Source organism: Occallatibacter gabretensis, assembly GCF_001449115.1.
Taxonomy (GTDB): domain Bacteria; phylum Acidobacteriota; class Terriglobia; order Terriglobales; family Acidobacteriaceae; genus Telmatobacter; species Telmatobacter gabretensis.
The window spans coordinates 255820-272938 of record NZ_LAIJ01000001.1 but is presented as its reverse complement, the minus strand read 5'-3'; the positions used below and the strand labels follow the sequence as shown (position 1 = coordinate 272938).

Genomic DNA, 17119 nt, shown 5'->3' with positions numbered 1-17119 from the left:
GTTATTCCGCGGCCTGAAAGGCCACGGGATAACCGATTACACGTCGAGGTCGTCGTCGGGACCGCCATTGGCAGTGCCGCGACGCTTGGCGAGCAGATAGCCGCGCAGGAAAGGTTCGAGGTAGCCGTCGAGGACCTTATCCACATCGCCCACTTCGACCTTGGTGCGGTGGTCCTTGGCAATGCGATAGGGCTGCAGAACATACGAGCGAATCTGAGATCCGAAGTTGATCTCGAGCTTCGAGTCTTCAAGCTTCTTGGACTCAGCCCGCTTCTTTTCGAGTTCGAACTCGTAGAGGCGCGAGCGAAGCATTTTCATAGCCTTCTCGCGGTTTTTATGCTGAGAGCGCTCGTTCTGACATTGCACCACGATGTTGGTGGGCAAGTGCGTGATACGCACGGCAGAGTCGGTAGTGTTAACGTGCTGGCCGCCTTTGCCGCCGGAGCGGTAGGTATCAATGCGGAGGTCTTCAGACTTGACATCGACGTGGATGGTGTCGTCGATTTCAGGCGAAACGTAGACAGAGGCGAAAGACGTGTGACGGCGCTTGGCGGAGTCGAAGGGCGAGATGCGCACGAGGCGGTGAACGCCGCTCTCTCCTGCAAGCTGACCGAAGACGTAATCGCCGGTGATGGTGAAGGTGGCGGATTTGATGCCGGCCTCTTCGCCATCCTGGTAGTCGTTCATTTCGGTTTTGAAGCCCTGCTGCTCGGCCCAGCGCAAATACATGCGCAGAAGCATCTCGGCCCAGTCCTGCGACTCCGTGCCGCCTGCTCCGGGGTGAACGGTGACGATGGCGTTGAGCGGGTCGGCCTCGCCCGAAAGCATGGTTTTGGCTTCGAGATCCTCAGCGAATGTAGCGAGAGATTTGATGTCGCGCTCGAGGTCGGCGAGAACATCTTCGCCTTCGCCTGCAAGCTCGAAGTAAGCCTCGATATCGCCGGAGCGGCGGACAAGCTCTTCGTCATGGGCGACGAGGCCTTCAAGGCGCTTGCGGTCGCGCATGAGCGGCTGTGAGGCCTGCGAATTGCTCCACAGGGAAGGATCGGCCAGTTTGGTTTCTATTTCAGAGAGCTCGCGGCGGATGCGTGCGGGGTCAAAGATACTCCCGCAGGTCGCGCACCTGGTCGCGCACGGGAGCATAAGCGAACTCGAGATCGTTCAAATTCATGGAATCTGCTCTGGACCTGACTTAGTTGGATTACTGGGAACTGCTCCGAGAAGTAAAAGCCCGGAGGACGAACCCAAGACTCAGTATGGCACACAACCATGCGAAGACATCGCCGTGGCGCGTGTAGAAGGTGACCTCGGAGTTGAAGCCGTACTGTGCGACGAGCGCGCCGACTGTATGGCGCGGAATGGACTGGCGGACGCGGCCGTAGGGATCAATGACGGCGGTGACGCCGTTGTTGGTGTCGCGGAGAATCCAGCGGCGATTCTCGATCGCCCTCATGCGGGCCATATTGAGGTGCTGCCACGGGGCGGAGGTGTCGCCGTACCAGCCGTCGTCAGAGATGTTGACGAACACCTCAGCACCGTTTTTCGCGAACTGCCGGATCTCATCGGCAAAGACCGATTCGTAGCAGATGAAGATGCCGTAGCGATGGTTTTGACCATTGCGGTCGGTAAGCAGGAAGGTCTTGCGGTCCGTTCCGCGAGAGATATCTTCAACTTTGCGGGTCAGCTTTTTAGCAAAGAAGAACAGGTTGCGGAAAGGAATGAACTCGCCGTAGGGGACGAGGTGGATCTTGTCGTAGCGGCCCTGCGGGGTTCCGTTCTGATCAAAGACCATGCCGGAGTTGAAGTAGTGGAGTTCGTCGGGAGTCTGCTCCATGCCGACGCCGCCGATGATGAGCGGCGAGTGGGTGGTGAGAGCAAGCTGTTTCATGGCGGAGCGAAAGCGGTCTTCGTCTTCAAAGAAAGGCGCGGGAGATTCGGGCCACGCAATGAGCGACGGCTGTCCGCAGCCACTGGCAGTGCTGGCGCCGGTCTCAGGAATTCCTGCGAAATAGCTGCTGCACGGTTGGGTGGCGAGATGCGTGATTTGGGCGATGTTCTGATCCCAGATGGGTCCGGGCCACGCGCTGGCGGTGTCAACGTCGAGGTTGGGTTGGAGGAGCACAGCAGTAGCTGTTGTCGGCACATTCACAGGCAACAGCGAGTGCCCACTTGCAATCAGCAGAAGGCCGAGCCCCGCGCAAGATATCCATGCTTGTGTCTTGTATCGAGCCTCTCCTGAACCTACAGCTCTCAACCATGTCCAAGCGTAGAAGGCATTGATTGCTAAAAGAACAAATGTGATTCCATAGACTCCAGCCCATGGCGCAAGGTTGGCAAAAAAGCGATTATCCACCTGCGAATACCCAAGCTGATCCCACGGCACGGAAGTAATCCGGGCAGCAGCAAGCTCGAGAGCGGTCCAGAGAAAGGGCGCCGCAACGAGAGCGCGTCCAATGCCCAGTCTGCCAGCGATGAATTTGAGAGCCAGCGCAAACACGCCGAAATAAAGCCCGAGAACAAGGCTGTAAATCAGCAGCAACCCCACAGACCCAACGGGCGGAATACCCCCATGGATCTGCATGGTGTCATAAATCCAGTAGCAGTTGCCCGCATACCAGAGGACGCCGCAGAGATACCCGATCAAGAACGAATGACGCAGCGGGCGTGGGGAGCCGGACGGCGCAAGAATAGCCCAGAGCAGCGGCACAAGGGCGACAAAGGCAATCATTCCGCGCCAGGGCGGCATCGGCCCGGCAAGCGGAAACGGCAGTTCGAGCAGCGCCGCAGAGAGAACAGCGGCCGCCCACGGCATCCATTTGGGAACTGGCATACAGGGATGAGTTTAGCGGAGTGTGGTTGAGAAATTGAATTCGGAGGTAGAATGACGTTATGGCAATTGCTCTATTTGCGATGCGGGTGCTTGAAGTCATGTTCTTTGTGGGGCTGGCGGGGTCGACGATTGTCATCCTGATCAGCTTCGTTGAGGACGGCAAAGAGCTTTTTGGGAAAGACTGACGCGCGGCGCCATTTTGCAACTATCAGCGTCTAAACCCTTTCGCTTGGGCCATTGACACCCGCCCCAAACAGCCCTAGACTCTCCTAGGGCGCAAGCAATCGTAAAAGAAATCGTGCGCGCCCACGGGACTGTAATGCGCCGGAGAAGTTAAGCCGGCCCTTTGTGATGGCCTCCACTCGAACGACCGTAGCTCCTCCGCCCGACCGGGTGCGGCTGATCGTAGCATCCAGCGTGATGCTGACGTTCATTTCCTTTTGGCGCGCCGCTGCCATTGTCCTCAATGATCTTGGGTCTTCCGCGTTCTATGCAGGCGGCATTGCCGAGCATGCCGTGGGCGCGGCCGCGCCCTGGTTCATCCTCGGAATTATGCTGTTCAGCTTTGCCGTACGCGCGGTGTACGTCGAGAGCTGCTCCATGTTTACGCGCGGTGGCGTCTACCGCGTGGTCAAAGAGGCGCTGGGCGGAACCTTCGCCAAGCTGAGCGTCTCGGCGCTCATGTTCGATTACATCCTGACGGGACCCATCTCGGGCGTTTCCGCAGGTCAATATATCGTCGGCCTGATGAACGAACTGCTGGTGGTGGGCCAGAACCATCACTGGCTGCCTTCGGCGCTCATTGGCGTCAACGGCGCGGCATTTCAGTTCCATGTGAACCACACGTCGGCAGTCTTTGCGGCGATTGTCACAATTTACTACTGGTGGCAGAACACCAAAGGCATTGAGGAGTCGAGCAACAAGGCTCTACGGGTAATGCAGATTACCACCGTGATGGTGGTGATTTTGCTGGCGTGGGGCGCGTACTCGATTCTGCAGAAATACTCGGTAAACCCGGCCAGCATTCAGCTTCCGCCGCCGCCGACTCCGGCCCACCTCAGCTTCAGCGACGACGCATTGGGCTTCCTGAAGGGCACCAGCCTGCTGAAGTACCTGGGAATGTTCGGAATTCTGATGGCCTTCGGGCACTCGATCCTGGCCATGAGCGGCGAAGAAAGCCTGGCGCAGGTCAATCGCGAGATCGAGCACCCCAAGCTGAAGAACCTCAAACGCGCGGCGATTGTGATTGCGATCTACAGCCTGATTTTTACAGGCGGCGCAACGCTGCTGGCTTCGATTCTGATCCCCACGTATGAGCGGACGCATATCTACCAGGACAACCTGATTGCTGGCCTGGCAATGTTCATGTCCGGGCCGGAGATCCTGCGAATCGGGTTCCGCATCTTCGTGGTGGTGGTGGGCTTCCTGATTCTTTCAGGCGCCATCAACACGTCAATGATCGGGTCAACCGGCGTGCTGATGCGCGTGGCCGAAGATGGGGTGCTCACGGATTGGTTCCGTAAGCCTCATGCGCGGTTCGGCACCAGCCACCGGATTGTGAACCTGGTCTTTGCCCTGCAGATGTTCACCATTATTGTGAGCATGGGCAGCGTGGATACGCTGGGTGAGGCGTATGCCTTTGGCGTGATCTGGTCGTTCACCTTCAACAGCCTGGCAATGCTGGTCCTCCGATGGAAATACCACGGCGAGCGTGGCTGGAAGGTTCCGCCAAATATCAAGATCGGTAAGACGGAAGTGCCTTTGGGGCTGATTTCCGTGTTCTTCGTGCTGCTTGCGACCGCGATTGTAAACCTCTTCACGAAGTCCGTGGCGACGGTGAGCGGTATTGCCTTTGCAGCGGTATTCTTCCTGGTCTTCACCATCTCCGAGCGCATCAATCGGAAGAAACATGCGCTGGCTGAGCGCCAGATGAAGGACCACTTCCAGCTGGAGCACCAGGACAAGGTAAGCCGTGATTCGGTCGGCATTCGGCCGGGCGGCATGATGGTGACGATGCGGGATGCCGCAAACCCGTTTGCCCTGAAGTGGGCGCTGTCTCGGAACGCGCACGACGATAACCAGGACGTGGTGGTGCTGAACGCGCGCATCATGGCCGTGGGCGGACCGGATTTTATTACTCCCGAAGAGCATAGCTTTACCGAATACGAGCAGATGCTCTTTACCAAGGCAATCTCCGTTGCGGAAAGCTTCGGAAAGACCGTTTCTCTGCTGGTGGTTCCGGCGGGCGATATCTTTGCAGCCCTGGCGCAGAGCGCGACGTCGCTCGAGATTGACTCGGTGGTTTCGGGAATCTCCAGCAAGATGCCGGCTGAGGAGCAGGCTTTCCATCTGGGCCAGGCGTGGGAGGCGCTGCCGCAACCCAAGCGGCAGTTCAACTTCTACGTGGTGGAAGAGACGGGGCAGTTCAAGGTCTTTTACATCGGGCCGCATGCGCCGAACCTGAGCCCGGAGGATGTGCAGCTGGTGCACCGGCTATGGTTGAATATGCGGCGCGATCCCGCATTTGCGCATCTGCATCACTCCGACATTATTACCTTCGCGCTGACGCGGCTGGCGGGGCAGTATGCGCGAGACAAGGGCGAAATTCTGACCGATCTGCGAAACTGCCAGGCTTGTCCGCCGTCTCCGTTGACACCCCTGGATATGGGCAGTAAAGAACTGGGAGCGCACACGGACCGCGAGCGGGAAGCGCAGAAGGCGCTGCGCTAGAGACAAAGGACAAGAAACGAAGTACGGGAAAACCGGGGGCTGTGGCCTCCGGTTTTTTGCGCTTCGGAATGCCTGATACCAGACCGAAGCGAACTGTTGGCAGCAGTTTGACGTACTCTGCTTAGAACCCCCGCGAAGGAGATACATAGCTGTGTCTAAAGTGGAAGCGTCCGTAGAGGCTCCGAGAGCGGAGCGGAGAGATGGGGTGTGGATTTTAGTTGCCATTGCCGTCGCCTTTGCCATTGCGCATGTGTTGACCAATGGACGATATGGCTTTCATCGCGATGAACTGCAGTTCCTGACCGATGCAAGCCACCTGGACTGGGGCTTCGTGCCGTATCCGCCGTTTACAGCGTTCGTCGAACATATCGGGCTGACCCTTTTCGGGCTTTCGCTGATCGGGCTGCGTGTTTTTTCGGTACTGGCGCAGGCAGTCGTGATCACAGTAAGCGGGCTGATGGCGCGAGACCTTGGCGGCGGACGGGTAGCTCAGGTATTTACAGCACTTGCGGTGGGCCTCTCGCCGGTGCCGGTTTTTCAGGCCACGGAGTTCCAGTATTCCAGCTTCGACCTGATGTGGTGGGTACTGATTGCATGGTTCATCATCCGGCTGCTGAAGGATGAAAACCCTCGGTGGTGGCTGGCGATTGGCGCGGCTGTGGGCTTGGGTCTCGAAACGAAGTATTCGATCGTGTTTTATATCGCGGGGATTCTGGTCGGCGTCGTCCTCACAAACGCGCGAAAGTATCTGCTAAGCATTTGGTTCTGGGCGGGGATCACAGTGGCGCTGGTAATCTTTGCGCCAAACCTGATCTGGCTCACGCGGCATCATTTCATCTCGTATACGTTTCTGCAGTACATCCATAAGCGGGACGTGGGAGAGGGGCGTGCCGAGGGATTTCTGCTTGGCCAGTTCATGGCCAACGCAAATCTTTTTGCCGCGCCGGTATGGGTCGCAGGAGTGGTTGCGTTTTTCCTGAGCAAGCGCTACCGGATGCTCGGCTGGATGTACCTCGTTCCGGTAGCAATCTTCTGGACAAGCAAGGGGCGGTTTTACTACGTGTCCGGTGTATACCCTATGGTGCTGGCCATGGGCGCAGCGGCCTGGGAGCAGTGGCTTGCGCACAGGCCGAAGTGGGCACAGGTGACAGTCGCGACCGTGGGCTTTGCTGGTGTGGCATTCATCGGTGCGGTTGTCTGGGCGCGGCTCGTGCCCATTGCGCAGGATGGCCCGCTGAAACAGTATGCGTTAAACCACAGCGGTGATCTCCGCGAGGAAATCGGCTGGGACGAGATGGTGAAGACCGTAGCTGCAGTGCGTGATTCCCTGCCCCAGGAGCAACAGGCGCATCTGGGAATTGCAGTGGGCAACTATGGCGAGGCTGGAGCGATCGAAATACTGGGGCCGCAATATCATCTGCCGCCGCCCATCAGCACAACCAATTCAGCGTGGCTGAGAGGCTATCCGACGCCGCAGCCGACCACGATCATTGTCCTCGGAAACAGCAAGAACAGGCTCGACGAGATCTTCACCGGTTGCCGCTGGGCCGCCCACAACGGAAACTCGCAGGGAGTAAAGAACGAGGAGAGCGACGACCATCCAGACATTTACGTGTGCGGGCCGCTGAAGAAACCATGGGCAGAGTTCTGGGCGGCGACGGAGGATTTCGGATAAATAGGCTGACGCGCGCGAAGCGCTGTCAACTCCTCAAAAAGATAGTTTGCACAAAATTACCGCCAGCTATGCCATACTCATTTTGAAGTGAAAAAAGGCCCGGTCTTCAACGATCGGGCCTTCGCATTTTCGAGCGTAAAGTTGCATTTTCGCCGGGTTTCGACCGCATTTTCGCACCCTTATTTTAGTAAGAATTACCCCGTAAATTATTGATAGTACATATCTTATGAGATACAAGAGAGAGAAAATCATACTTTTTCGCTCGGTACAGAATCTGTACTTCTGTAAATCTGTGAGCCCGGGCGAACACTAAACATATTAAAATCAATAAGATAACATTTCCGCAGGGTGACTCTTCCCCACAGATTCTGTGAGTCTCTGGAATCTGCACCTCCGCCCGGCCATTCAATACAACAGGACCGCCATGCGGTATTGGGTGAATCCGCCTTCGACGCCCCGAGCAGGACACGCGCCCACGGCCGCCTGCTGATAATGGCCGGAGCTGAGCTGGGCAGCCAGCTGAGGCGGAAGCTGGCTAAGGTCCGCGTTTTGCCAGCGCATGACGTAGCCAGGATCGCCGCCGCTAAGTTTATTGGGAATGCCGTGATCGAGAGCGCAGGCATTGCGCGCATCGGCGGGATCGGTGCGAAAGCGAATACCGGCGCTGGCGGATCGGATGAGCGAGGCGATCTGAGCTTCGGCCTGTTCCGGCGTGTAGGAGCTGGTGGAACGAGTGAAATCGGCAACAGCGTAGAGATTGCCGTGGTGGGCTATGACGGCGATGCCGACGTGATTGACTTCAGAGCTGAGCAGGTTTTGACGATGCCCCTCTGAGTGCATCCATTCATCGTGAATCTGCCCGGGACTATGGCCAAAGGCGATGTTTTCTTCAATAAGGCTGAAGTGCACTCCGGCGAGTGAGGCGCGTCCGCCAAGGTCGAGCTCGCCGGGATAGATGTGTTCAAGCGCGCCTTCGACGGACATGCGTTCGCAGTGCTTCATCGCGGCTGCCGCCAGAGCGGGATCCACGGTGAGAGGCTGCAGCCCTGCCTCCGTACGGGCCTGGTTGGTGAGCGCCAGAAGCTTCTCGGCCATTTCAGGCTGATGGCCGGAGTCGGATTGAGCGCGCAGGACGGAGAGAGAGGCGAGCAGCAGGGCGAAGGCAAGGAAAGTGCGCCGAAGCAAAGTCATACTTCTATTGGATGAGCGAGAGCAGGATGGGTTTGTCACGATATGCTCAAGATTAACTATGGGATTTGCCGGGCAGGCGTGGGAGCGAGTTCGCAAGCAGCCGCTGGCGGCGGTGGGAGTTACGCTGCTGGCGCTATTCGTGCTGGGCGGACTGCTTGCTCCGTGGCTTTCGCACTACAACCCGGCAGCGATTGACCTGGCGCACCGGCTGCAGGGTCCAAGCCCGGCGCACTGGGCAGGGACAGATGAACTGGGGCGCGATACGCTGGCTCGGCTGCTGTGGGGAGCGCGACTTTCGCTGGCAGTAAGTGTGACCGTAGTGGGCGCATCGCTCGCGTTGGGAATTGCGATTGGTGGGCTGGCCGGGTACCGGGGCGGATGGGTAGATACAGCACTGACGACCTTTGCGATGAATACCTTCTTGGCGCTGCCGGGAATTCTGCTGGCAATTGCCTTTGCAGCGTTTCTTGGGCCGGGCTTCCTGAACCTGGTGCTGGCGCTGGCGGTGGGCGGATGGGCCGGCTACGCAAGGCTGGTGCGGGCGCAGGTGATGGCGGTCCGCGACCGCGAGTATGTGGATGCGGCGCGGGCGCTGGGCGCGAGCGGGATGCGGATCTTTTTCCGGCACATTCTGCCCAATATTCTGCAGCCGATTCTCGTTCAGGCGGCGATTGGCATGGCCGGGGTGATTCTGGCGGAGGCGACGCTGTCATTTCTGGGCCTGGGACTTCCGGCGCCGACGCCAAGCTGGGGCGCGATGTTGAATGACGCGAGGTCGCATCTGTTCGATTCCCCGCACCTGGTGCTGTTTCCAGCGGCGGCGGTAGCGGGCGCGGTGCTGGGTTTTAACTTTCTGGGCGATGCGCTGCGGGACCGGCTGGACCCGCGGACAAGACTCGAGATGGGGCTGTAATCCGGATGAAGATTGGGGTTGTGAGCGATACGCATGGGCTGCTGCGGCCAGAGGTGACGGCGGCGCTGATCGGCGTGGAACGGATTCTGCATCTGGGCGATGTAGGCGACCCATGGATTCTTCAGGAGCTCAAAAAGATCGCTCCGGTCACGGCCGTGCGGGGAAATATCGACCTCGATGGTGAGTGCGCTCAACTTCCGGAAACAGAGATTCTGGAAGTTCAAGAAATTTCTATCTATTTACTACATGTCATTGAAAAACTTGATCTTGATCCAAAGGCTGCGGGATTTTCCGCGGTGCTGTTCGGGCACTCCCACAAGGCGGGAATTCGACGCCATAAAGACGTGCTCTATTTCAATCCAGGCTCATGCGGACCCAGGCGGTTTCAACTTCCGGTGACGATGGGATTTCTGAACCTGTGGACCGACGGAACTTTGGAACCCGAGATCCTTGAGCTTGGCTAGGCTCTCATCCGGGGATTGATCCAACGGTAGACGACGTCGGTAAGCAGGTTCACGAGGATATAGGTCAATCCAATGGACAACAGGCAGCCCTGAACCAGCGCATAGTCGCGGTTGGAGATGGCGTCGACCACCAGGCGGCCCAGGCCGGGCCAGGAGAAGATCTTCTCGGTGACGATTGCGCCGGCGAGAAGCGCGCCGAATTGCAGGCCGACGACCGTGACGATGGGCACGAGGGCGTTAGGTAGGGCGTGACGCCAGACGACAGCAGATTCAGTAAGGCCTTTGGCGCGGGCGGTGCGGATGTAGTCCTGCCCCAGCTCTTCCAACATAGCGGTCCGGACCATGCGGGTAAGGATCGCTGCAAGCGAAGCGCCCATCGCAATGGCGGGCAGGATTAGGTAGTGCCAGTCAATCGCCTTGCTGCCGCCGTTATTTGCGCCGGAGACGGGGAGCCAGCCGAGCAGGATGGAAAAGACAAGGATGAGAACCGGGCCGAGCGCGAGGCCGGGAACGGAGAGGCCGAAGAGGCTGACGACGGAGAGCGCCTGATCTGTGAGGTGGCCACGGCGGACGGCTGCAGCGATACCTGCGGGGAGCGCGAGAAGCAGGCCGACGGCAAGGGCGCAAAGGGTAAGCACGAGGGTGTATGGGTAGCGCTGAACGATGAGGTGCGCGACGGAATCATGCAGACGGATAGATTCACCGAGGTCTCCGCGAAGAACACCCTTCCAATACTCGAAATATTGCAGATGAAGTGGGAGATCGAGGTGGTACTGATGACGCAGAGAGGTGATGTCGGCCGCAGTCGCGCCGTCTCCCAGCATGGTTTGGATCGGGTCACCAGGCACGAGATGAATGAGCAGAAAGACGAGGGATACGACCAGCCAGAGGACGGGAATGGTGAGAAGGAGACGAATGAGGATCTGCTTCATGCCTGTGTTTTCACCATACATCAGGCCGTTTCAGGTTGTTTTTCGACGAGAGGAACCCAGAAGCGGAATTTTGTTCCCTTCCCGGGGACGGTTTCGACCTCGATGCCGCCGCCGTGGGCCTCAAGGATAGCGCGAACGATGGCAAGGCCCATGCCGGTTCCCTTGCCCGCAGCCTGGCCCTGGCGGCCGCGATAAAACTTTTCAAAGATGAGCGGCAGGTCGGTGGCGTCAATGCCGGGACCATGGTCTTCAACGGAGAAGTGAAGGCGGGAGTCGGCGTTGCGGCTGCGGAGAACGATGGGGCTGCCGTGAGAAGAGTAGCGCGCGGCGTTTTCAATAAGGTGGCGTAGTACTCGGCTGATGAGATGTGGATCGAACCAGACGGGAGTATCGGATTCGTCGATATCGATGGTGACGGGATGGCCAGTGAGAGCGGAGTGAGACTCCTCGACGGCATGCTCGAAGATGGAGCGTGCATATTGCGGAATGGCGTGGACGGTGAGAACGCGTGCATCGACCTCAGCCATTTCGATGGCTTCTCCAATGAGCTTGTCCAGCCGAGCGGATTCCTCGTCCACCAGCGCGATGAGATCGCGGTGCGTGGCCTCATCGATGCCCTCATCCTGCACCAGCGTAGTCGCTGCGGCGCGGATGCCGGTGAGGGGGGTGCGGAGTTCGTGAGTGAGTGAGTCGATAAGCGCGGTGCGGAGGCGCTCACCTTCGCGGGAGGCCTCAATGCGGGTGTAGATTTCAATGGCCGCAGCACGTGTAAGGGCGACGGAGACCTGCGCGGCGATTGCCGTGGCTGCTTCGCGCGAAAGCGTATCCGGCCTCCATGCCATTGTGCCCAGGTTCTTCATTCCCAGCATCAGCGCAATAAATGAAAACTCATCGGGCGTGGCCGCACCAGACCATGAGACGCGCCCGCGCATCTCTTCATCTATGCCAGGAGGCAGTTCCGCGGCAGGACCGTAAAAGTGGTCCTGTTCCCGCACATAGAGCACAACATCGCTAACTCCGAAGGTCTTGCCAATCATCAGCGGAAGATCGCGCATAAGCAGGCCGGCGTCATCATGGAGCATCATCTCCTGGCTCAGCGTGTAAAGGCGCTCCACATCGGCGCGCCGAATATCCGCCTGCTGGGCTTGCCTGCGAGCACGATCGGCAATGCGGCTCACGATCAGGGCGCTGGCAATGAATGACAACAGCTCCATCCATTCCTGGACGCTAGTCAGCTGAAAGGAGTAGAGGGGCGGCACGAAGTAATACCAGAAGCTGAGGGCGCAGATCACTCCGACATACAGCGAAAGCCGCACCCCGACCACGGAGGCTGCTACGACTACCGCAGTAAGGAAGATGAGCCCGACAATAGAGTCGTCAATCCTCTCCAGATCAAAGAACGCAGTGGCGGCAGCCACACAAAGCGTGGCTATAATGACATGCAAAACTACACGGCTCAACGCTTTGATTCGTAGTGACAGTACCACTCGAGCGACCGCCTTTCCCTCAGAGCATGATACCGTCTGAAACGGAAGTGTTATCGTTTGCAAGGAAGAGACTGTATGTCCGGAAGAATCCTGGTTATTGATGATGAATCGCAGATTACGCGGGCGCTGCGTGCGGCGCTGACGGCGCAGGGCTTTGATATTCGCACGTCAAACGATCCGGAAGAGGGTCTGCAGGTCTTTCAGGAGTGGCCGCCGGACCTGGTGATTACGGACCTGATGATGCCTGGGATGAGTGGCGTGGAGGTATGCCAGGCTATTCGACGCACTGCAACCACCCCGATCATCGTGCTTTCCGTGCGCGATCATGAGCGATCCAAGGTGGAGGCGCTGGATGCGGGCGCGGACGATTATGTAACCAAGCCTTTCAGCATTCAGGAGCTGCTGGCGCGGGTGCGGGCGCATCTGCGGCGTGCTCCGGAGCGGACGGAAACCGCGATTGCGACGGGCGATTTTGTCGTGGACGTGACCGCACATAGCGTGACCGTGCAAGGCAAAGAGGTTCACCTGACGCCGAAGGAATTTGACCTTCTCGCGCATTTGGCGCGGCATCCCGGAAAGGTGCTGACGCACCGCGCGCTGCTAACAGCGGTGTGGGGCGGTCAGGCGGCGCACCAGCCGGAGTATCTACGGGTGTTTGTGGGACAGCTAAGGAAGAAGCTGGAAGGCGAAACGGGCCGGCAATACATTCACACCGAGCCTTGGATTGGATATCGCTTTGTCCCTGAAGGCTGGAACGAAGAGGAATCGGGAACACAGTGAAGGTGCCAGCCTTTATGCATTCCTTAGAATTCACTTTGGCGCTTTATAGACTAAAACTGTGATTCTAATTAGCAGCGGACAGGCGCGCAACGCACTGTTCGCAGTGAGGATGCCATGCTGGACGATGCCTTAATGGTGCTCTTTACGGCAATCTTCTTTGCCGTTGCCTTTCTGTATGTCAAAGCGTGCGAGAAGTTGAGGTAGATACGTGCAAATGGACCTCATAACCGCCGCGGCCCTGGTTGTCTGCATTCTTCTGCTGGGGTATCTCGTCTTTTCCCTTCTTTACCCGGAGAAATTCTGAAATGTCGGCAAATGGCTGGCTACAGTTTTTTGTCTATTCGATTGTTCTGCTGCTTACCGTAAAGCCGGTGGGATTGTATCTGGCTCGCGTGCTGGAAGGTAAGCGGACGTGGCTTGATCCCGTGCTGGGCCCTGTAGAGCGGCTGATCTATAAGCTGTCGGGCGTGAACGCAGAGCATGAGATGCACTGGCGGCAGTATGCGTATGCGGTGCTGGGCTTCTCCGCCGTGAGCATGGTCATAACGTATGCGATTGAGCGCCTGCAGGCCGCCCTGCCAGTATGGAATCCGCAGAAGCTGAGCGCGGTGGGACCGGACCTGGCGTGGAACACGGCAGCAAGCTTTACGACGAATACGAACTGGCAAAGCTATACGCCGGAGACGACGATGAGCTATCTGACTCAGATGGCCGCTCTGGCGACACATAACTTCTTCTCCGGCGCAGTTGGCATTGTGGTAGCTGTGGCCTTGGTTCGCGGAATCCAGCGCACGTCTTCAAAGACAATTGGCAATTTCTGGGTGGATACCACGCGGGCGCTACTGTATGTGCTGCTTCCGGCATGTGTGATTTACGCGCTGCTACTGGTGACACAGGGCGTACCGCAAAACCTGGCGAAATATACGGCAGCGCATACGCTGGAGCAATCGAGTCAGGCTCAAGCAAACCAGACGCAGACCATTGCACAGGGACCCGTTGCAAGCCAGGAAGCGATCAAGATGCTTGGCACGAACGGCGGCGGATTCTTTAATGCAAACAGCGCTCATCCGTATGAGAACCCAACACCGTTTACAAACTTTCTCCAGATGCTTTCGATCTTCATCATTCCGGCGGGGCTGACGTATGCACTGGGACGGATGACGGGATCGCAGGGACATGGATGGGCTGTGTTTGCGGCAATGTTTGTATTGTTTGCCGCAGGGTTCACGACGCTGTACTGGGCGGAGTCGCAGCCGCATCCGCTGTTGCACGGAGCGTCACAAACCACGGTGGCGAGCGGCGAAACCGGCAACTACGAAGGCAAGGAAGTGCGGTTCGGCATCTCGCAGTCATCCTTGTTTGCGGAGATTACGACGGCGGCAAGCTGCGGCGCGGTGAACAGCGTTCATGACAGCTATACGCCACTCGGCGGAATGGTGGTGCTGACCAACATTCTACTGGGCGAGGTGATCTTTGGCGGCGTGGGATCAGGACTGTACGGAATGCTGATCTTTGTGGTGCTGGCGGTGTTTATTGCCGGGCTCATGGTGGGACGCACGCCAGAGTATCTGGGCAAGAAGATTGATGCATACGACGTGAAGATGTCGATGCTGTATGTGTTGATCTTTCCGCTGATCATTTTGACGTTGACGGCAGTATTTGTGCTTTCGCCGACGATTGGGCTCCCCGCACTGACGAATAACGGGCCGCATGGACTGAGCGAAATTCTGTATGCCTTCACATCAGCAACAGGCAACAATGGTTCGGCGTTTGCGGGGCTGAGCGCAAACACTTGGTGGTACAACGTAGCGCTGGGTTGGGCGATGCTGGCGGGACGGTTCCTGATGTTGATTCCGGTGCTGGCGCTGGCGGGAAACATGGCGCAAAAGAAGAGCGTACCTCCTTCGCCGGGAACGTTTCCTGTCAATGGATGGCTATTTACGGTGTTGCTTGTAGGCGTGGTGTTGATTTTGGGAGCGCTGACGTTCTTCCCTGCACTGAGCCTGGGACCAATTCTGGAACACCTTCTGCTCCATGCCGGGCAGACGTTCTAACGGAAGAGATATTGCGATGATTGAAAAGAAGAATCTCTGGAATTCGAAGATTGCTGCCGCGGCTTTACTGGATTCGGTAAAAAAGCTGGACCCGCGCAAGATGATAAAGAACCCGGTGATGTTTGTTGTTGAAGTGGGCAGCGTGCTGACAACATTGCTGTTGATTGACAACACGGTCCATCACAGAGCGGGGTTCGGCTTCAATCTGCAGATCACGCTATGGCTATGGTTCACGGTGGTGTTTGCGAATTTTGCCGAGGCGATGGCGGAAGGACGCGGCAAAGCGCAGGCCGACACCCTGCGGAAGGCGCGCGGAGAAACGATTGCGCAGCGTTATGCAGCGAGCGGCGAACTGGAAGAGGTAGCGAGCAGCGCGCTGCGCGCCGGAAACGTGATCTACATCCCAGCTGGGCAGTACATCGCCGGCGACGGCGAAGTAATTGAAGGCGTGGCGAGTGTGGATGAGTCGGCGATTACGGGCGAGTCCGCACCGGTGATCCGCGAAGCAGGCGGTGACCGCTCCGCAGTGACAGGAGGCACGAAAGTGCTTTCCGACTGGATCAAGGTGAAGATCACATCGAATCCGGGCGAAACATTTCTGGATCGCATGATTGCGCTGGTGGAAGGCGCGTCGCGGCAGAAGACGCCAAATGAGATTGCGCTGAGCATTCTGCTGAGCGGGTTGACGATTGTGTTTCTGCTTGCAGTGGTGACGCTTCAGCCGTTTGCGATTTACTCGAAGGCTCCGCAGACGGTGTTTGTTCTGGTGTCACTCCTGGTGTGCCTGATTCCGACGACGATCGGCGGACTGCTTTCGGCAATTGGCATTGCGGGCATGGACCGGCTGGTGCAGTACAACGTGCTGGCCATGAGCGGTCGCGCGGTGGAAGCGGCAGGCGACGTGAACACTCTGCTGCTGGATAAGACGGGCACCATTACGCTGGGCAATCGGCAGGCGGTGGAGTTTATGCCCGCACCAAGCATAAGCGCGGAGCGAATGGCAGATGCGGCGCAGCTCGCTTCCCTTTCCGATGAGACTCCGGAGGGCCGGTCGATTGTGGTGCTGGCGAAGACGCAGTACAACCTGCGCGGGCGCGACCTGGGCAGCATTCATGCGGAGTTTGTACCATTTACGGCACAGACACGGATGAGCGGCGTGAATATTCCGGGGACGCGGATTCGTAAAGGAAGCGTGGATGCAATTACACGTTTTCTGGAAGAGCAGGGATCTTCCCTTCCGCAGAAGGTGCGGGAGAGCGTGGAAGAGATTGCGCGCGCGGGCGGAACTCCGCTGGTGGTAGCGGAGAATGCTACGGCGCTGGGCGTGATTTATCTGAAAGACATTGTGAAGGGTGGTTTGAAAGAGCGGCTGGCACGGCTGCGCGCAATGGGGATTCGCACGATCATGATTACGGGCGACAATCCGCTGACGGCCGCTGTGATTGCGCGCGAAGCCGGCGTGGACGACTTTCTTGCCGAGGCCAAGCCGAAGGACAAAATGGACCTGATCAAGCGCGAGCAGGGACGCGGCAAGCTGGTGGCGATGACAGGCGACGGTACAAACGACGCGCCTGCGTTGGCGCAAGCGGACGTGGGCGTGGCGATGAACTCCGGCACACAGGCGGCGAAAGAAGCCGGCAATATGGTGGATCTCGATTCGAACCCAACAAAGCTGATCGAAATTGTGGAGATCGGCAAACAGTTACTGATGACGCGAGGCGCGCTGACGACGTTCTCGATTGCGAACGATGTGGCGAAGTACTTTGCAATTATTCCGGCGATGTTTGCGGGCGTGTTTCCAGTGCTGAATGCGCTGAACATTATGTATTTGCGTTCTCCGCAGTCGGCGATTCTCTCAGCGGTGATATTCAACGCGATTATCATCATTGCGCTGATTCCGCTGGCGCTGAAGGGCGTGAAGTATGAGCCGAAGCCGGCGGATGTGCTGCTACGACGGAATCTGTTGATTTATGGTGTGGGCGGCATGGTTGTGCCGTTCATCGGGATCAAGGCGATTGACATGGCGCTTGCGTTTCTGCACCTGGCCTAAGCAAGGAGAATAA

General features: G+C 58.0%; 14 protein-coding genes. 9 read left to right on the top strand and 5 right to left on the bottom strand.

The window, feature by feature from the left end; all coding sequences use genetic code 11:
- Positions 1-36: 36 nt before the first annotated feature.
- Together prfB and lnt are read right to left on the bottom strand one after the other, a co-directional pair.
- Positions 37-1171, bottom strand: a protein-coding gene (gene prfB, locus VO84_RS01055) for a peptide chain release factor 2 (protein ID WP_197413845.1) whose coding sequence is annotated in 2 segments (ribosomal slippage) — positions 37-1098 and positions 1100-1171 — 1134 coding nt in all. Because the reading frame shifts where the segments join, the coding sequence is not laid out codon by codon here.
- Positions 1172-1201: 30 nt separating this feature from the next.
- Complete coding sequence (gene lnt / locus VO84_RS01050; RefSeq protein WP_058185421.1) at positions 1202-2830, bottom strand: apolipoprotein N-acyltransferase; 1629 nt, start codon at positions 2828-2830, stop codon at positions 1202-1204.
- A gap of 59 nt (positions 2831-2889) precedes the next feature.
- On the opposite strand from lnt, the gene VO84_RS23115 reads away from it, so the two are divergent.
- The 3 genes from VO84_RS23115 (at position 2890) to VO84_RS01040 (ending at position 7235) form a co-directional block, all read left to right on the top strand.
- On the top strand, positions 2890-3015 hold the full coding sequence (locus VO84_RS23115) for a hypothetical protein (RefSeq protein WP_269431398.1): 126 nt from the start codon (positions 2890-2892) through the stop codon (positions 3013-3015).
- 166 nt (positions 3016-3181) lie between these two features.
- A complete protein-coding gene (locus VO84_RS01045; protein WP_082661588.1) occupies positions 3182-5560 on the top strand; it encodes an APC family permease in 2379 nt (792 codons plus the stop codon).
- A gap of 151 nt (positions 5561-5711) precedes the next feature.
- On the top strand, positions 5712-7235 hold the full coding sequence (locus VO84_RS01040; RefSeq protein WP_082661587.1) for a glycosyltransferase family 39 protein: 1524 nt from the start codon (positions 5712-5714) through the stop codon (positions 7233-7235).
- Between the two features lie 405 nt (positions 7236-7640).
- Here the strand turns inward: VO84_RS01040 and VO84_RS01035 are convergent, their stop codons facing one another.
- Entirely contained in the window at positions 7641-8426 is a 786-nt protein-coding gene (locus tag VO84_RS01035) for a CAP domain-containing protein (RefSeq protein ID WP_058185419.1), read from the bottom strand.
- Positions 8427-8484: 58 nt separating this feature from the next.
- Here VO84_RS01035 and VO84_RS01030 point away from each other — a divergent pair, with 58 nt between their 5' ends.
- Together VO84_RS01030 and VO84_RS01025 are read left to right on the top strand one after the other, a co-directional pair.
- Entirely contained in the window at positions 8485-9339 is an 855-nt protein-coding gene (locus tag VO84_RS01030; RefSeq protein ID WP_058185418.1) for an ABC transporter permease, read from the top strand.
- 5 nt (positions 9340-9344) lie between these two features.
- Positions 9345-9803, top strand: coding sequence for a metallophosphoesterase family protein (locus VO84_RS01025; protein WP_058185417.1), 459 nt, complete (start codon positions 9345-9347; stop codon positions 9801-9803).
- Here VO84_RS01025 and VO84_RS01020 read toward each other — a convergent pair.
- Together VO84_RS01020 and VO84_RS01015 are read right to left on the bottom strand one after the other, a co-directional pair.
- A complete protein-coding gene (locus tag VO84_RS01020; RefSeq protein WP_058185569.1) occupies positions 9800-10735 on the bottom strand; it encodes an ABC transporter permease in 936 nt (311 codons plus the stop codon). The two genes, VO84_RS01025 and VO84_RS01020, sit on opposite strands and share 4 nt — an antisense overlap.
- 20 nt (positions 10736-10755) lie before the next feature.
- Positions 10756-12180 carry a sensor histidine kinase gene (locus VO84_RS01015; protein ID WP_058185416.1) on the bottom strand — a complete coding sequence of 475 codons (1425 nt, stop codon included), beginning with the start codon at positions 12178-12180 and terminating at the stop codon, positions 10756-10758.
- A gap of 117 nt (positions 12181-12297) precedes the next feature.
- Here VO84_RS01015 and VO84_RS01010 point away from each other — a divergent pair, with 117 nt between their 5' ends.
- The 4 genes from VO84_RS01010 to kdpB all read left to right on the top strand — a co-directional run bounded on the left by VO84_RS01010 (position 12298) and on the right by kdpB (position 17106).
- The gene (locus VO84_RS01010) at positions 12298-13002 is read left to right on the top strand and encodes a response regulator transcription factor (RefSeq protein WP_058185415.1); all 705 of its coding nucleotides are present in this window, start codon (positions 12298-12300) and stop codon (positions 13000-13002) included.
- A gap of 214 nt (positions 13003-13216) precedes the next feature.
- Positions 13217-13306: a K(+)-transporting ATPase subunit F gene (gene kdpF, locus VO84_RS23240; RefSeq protein ID WP_082661585.1), complete on the top strand. Its 90-nt coding sequence runs from the start codon at positions 13217-13219 to the stop codon at positions 13304-13306.
- A 1-nt stretch (position 13307) separates the two neighbouring features.
- A complete protein-coding gene (kdpA, locus tag VO84_RS01005) occupies positions 13308-15056 on the top strand; it encodes a potassium-transporting ATPase subunit KdpA (protein ID WP_058185414.1) in 1749 nt (582 codons plus the stop codon).
- 16 nt (positions 15057-15072) lie between these two features.
- Positions 15073-17106, top strand: coding sequence for a potassium-transporting ATPase subunit KdpB (gene kdpB, locus VO84_RS01000; RefSeq protein WP_197413844.1), 2034 nt, complete (start codon positions 15073-15075; stop codon positions 17104-17106).
- Positions 17107-17119: the final 13 nt, after the last annotated feature.

Excerpts from the sequence above, each read along its gene's own strand:
- lnt (WP_058185421.1), bottom strand. The coding sequence starts at position 2,830 with ATGCCAGTTCCCAAATGGATGCCGTGGGCGGCCGCTGTTCTCTCTGCG.
- VO84_RS23115 (WP_269431398.1), top strand. The coding sequence starts at position 2,890 with ATGGCAATTGCTCTATTTGCGATGCGGGTGCTTGAAGTCATGTTCTTT.
- VO84_RS01025 (WP_058185417.1), top strand. The coding sequence starts at position 9,345 with ATGAAGATTGGGGTTGTGAGCGATACGCATGGGCTGCTGCGGCCAGAG.
- kdpA (WP_058185414.1), top strand. The coding sequence starts at position 13,308 with ATGTCGGCAAATGGCTGGCTACAGTTTTTTGTCTATTCGATTGTTCTG.
- VO84_RS01020 (WP_058185569.1), bottom strand. The coding sequence starts at position 10,735 with ATGAAGCAGATCCTCATTCGTCTCCTTCTCACCATTCCCGTCCTCTGG.
- VO84_RS01045 (WP_082661588.1), top strand. The coding sequence starts at position 3,182 with ATGGCCTCCACTCGAACGACCGTAGCTCCTCCGCCCGACCGGGTGCGG.
- VO84_RS01035 (WP_058185419.1), bottom strand. The coding sequence starts at position 8,426 with ATGACTTTGCTTCGGCGCACTTTCCTTGCCTTCGCCCTGCTGCTCGCC.
- kdpF (WP_082661585.1), top strand. The coding sequence starts at position 13,217 with ATGGACCTCATAACCGCCGCGGCCCTGGTTGTCTGCATTCTTCTGCTG.
- kdpB (WP_197413844.1), top strand. The coding sequence starts at position 15,073 with ATGATTGAAAAGAAGAATCTCTGGAATTCGAAGATTGCTGCCGCGGCT.
- VO84_RS01030 (WP_058185418.1), top strand. The coding sequence starts at position 8,485 with ATGGGATTTGCCGGGCAGGCGTGGGAGCGAGTTCGCAAGCAGCCGCTG.
- VO84_RS01010 (WP_058185415.1), top strand. The coding sequence starts at position 12,298 with ATGTCCGGAAGAATCCTGGTTATTGATGATGAATCGCAGATTACGCGG.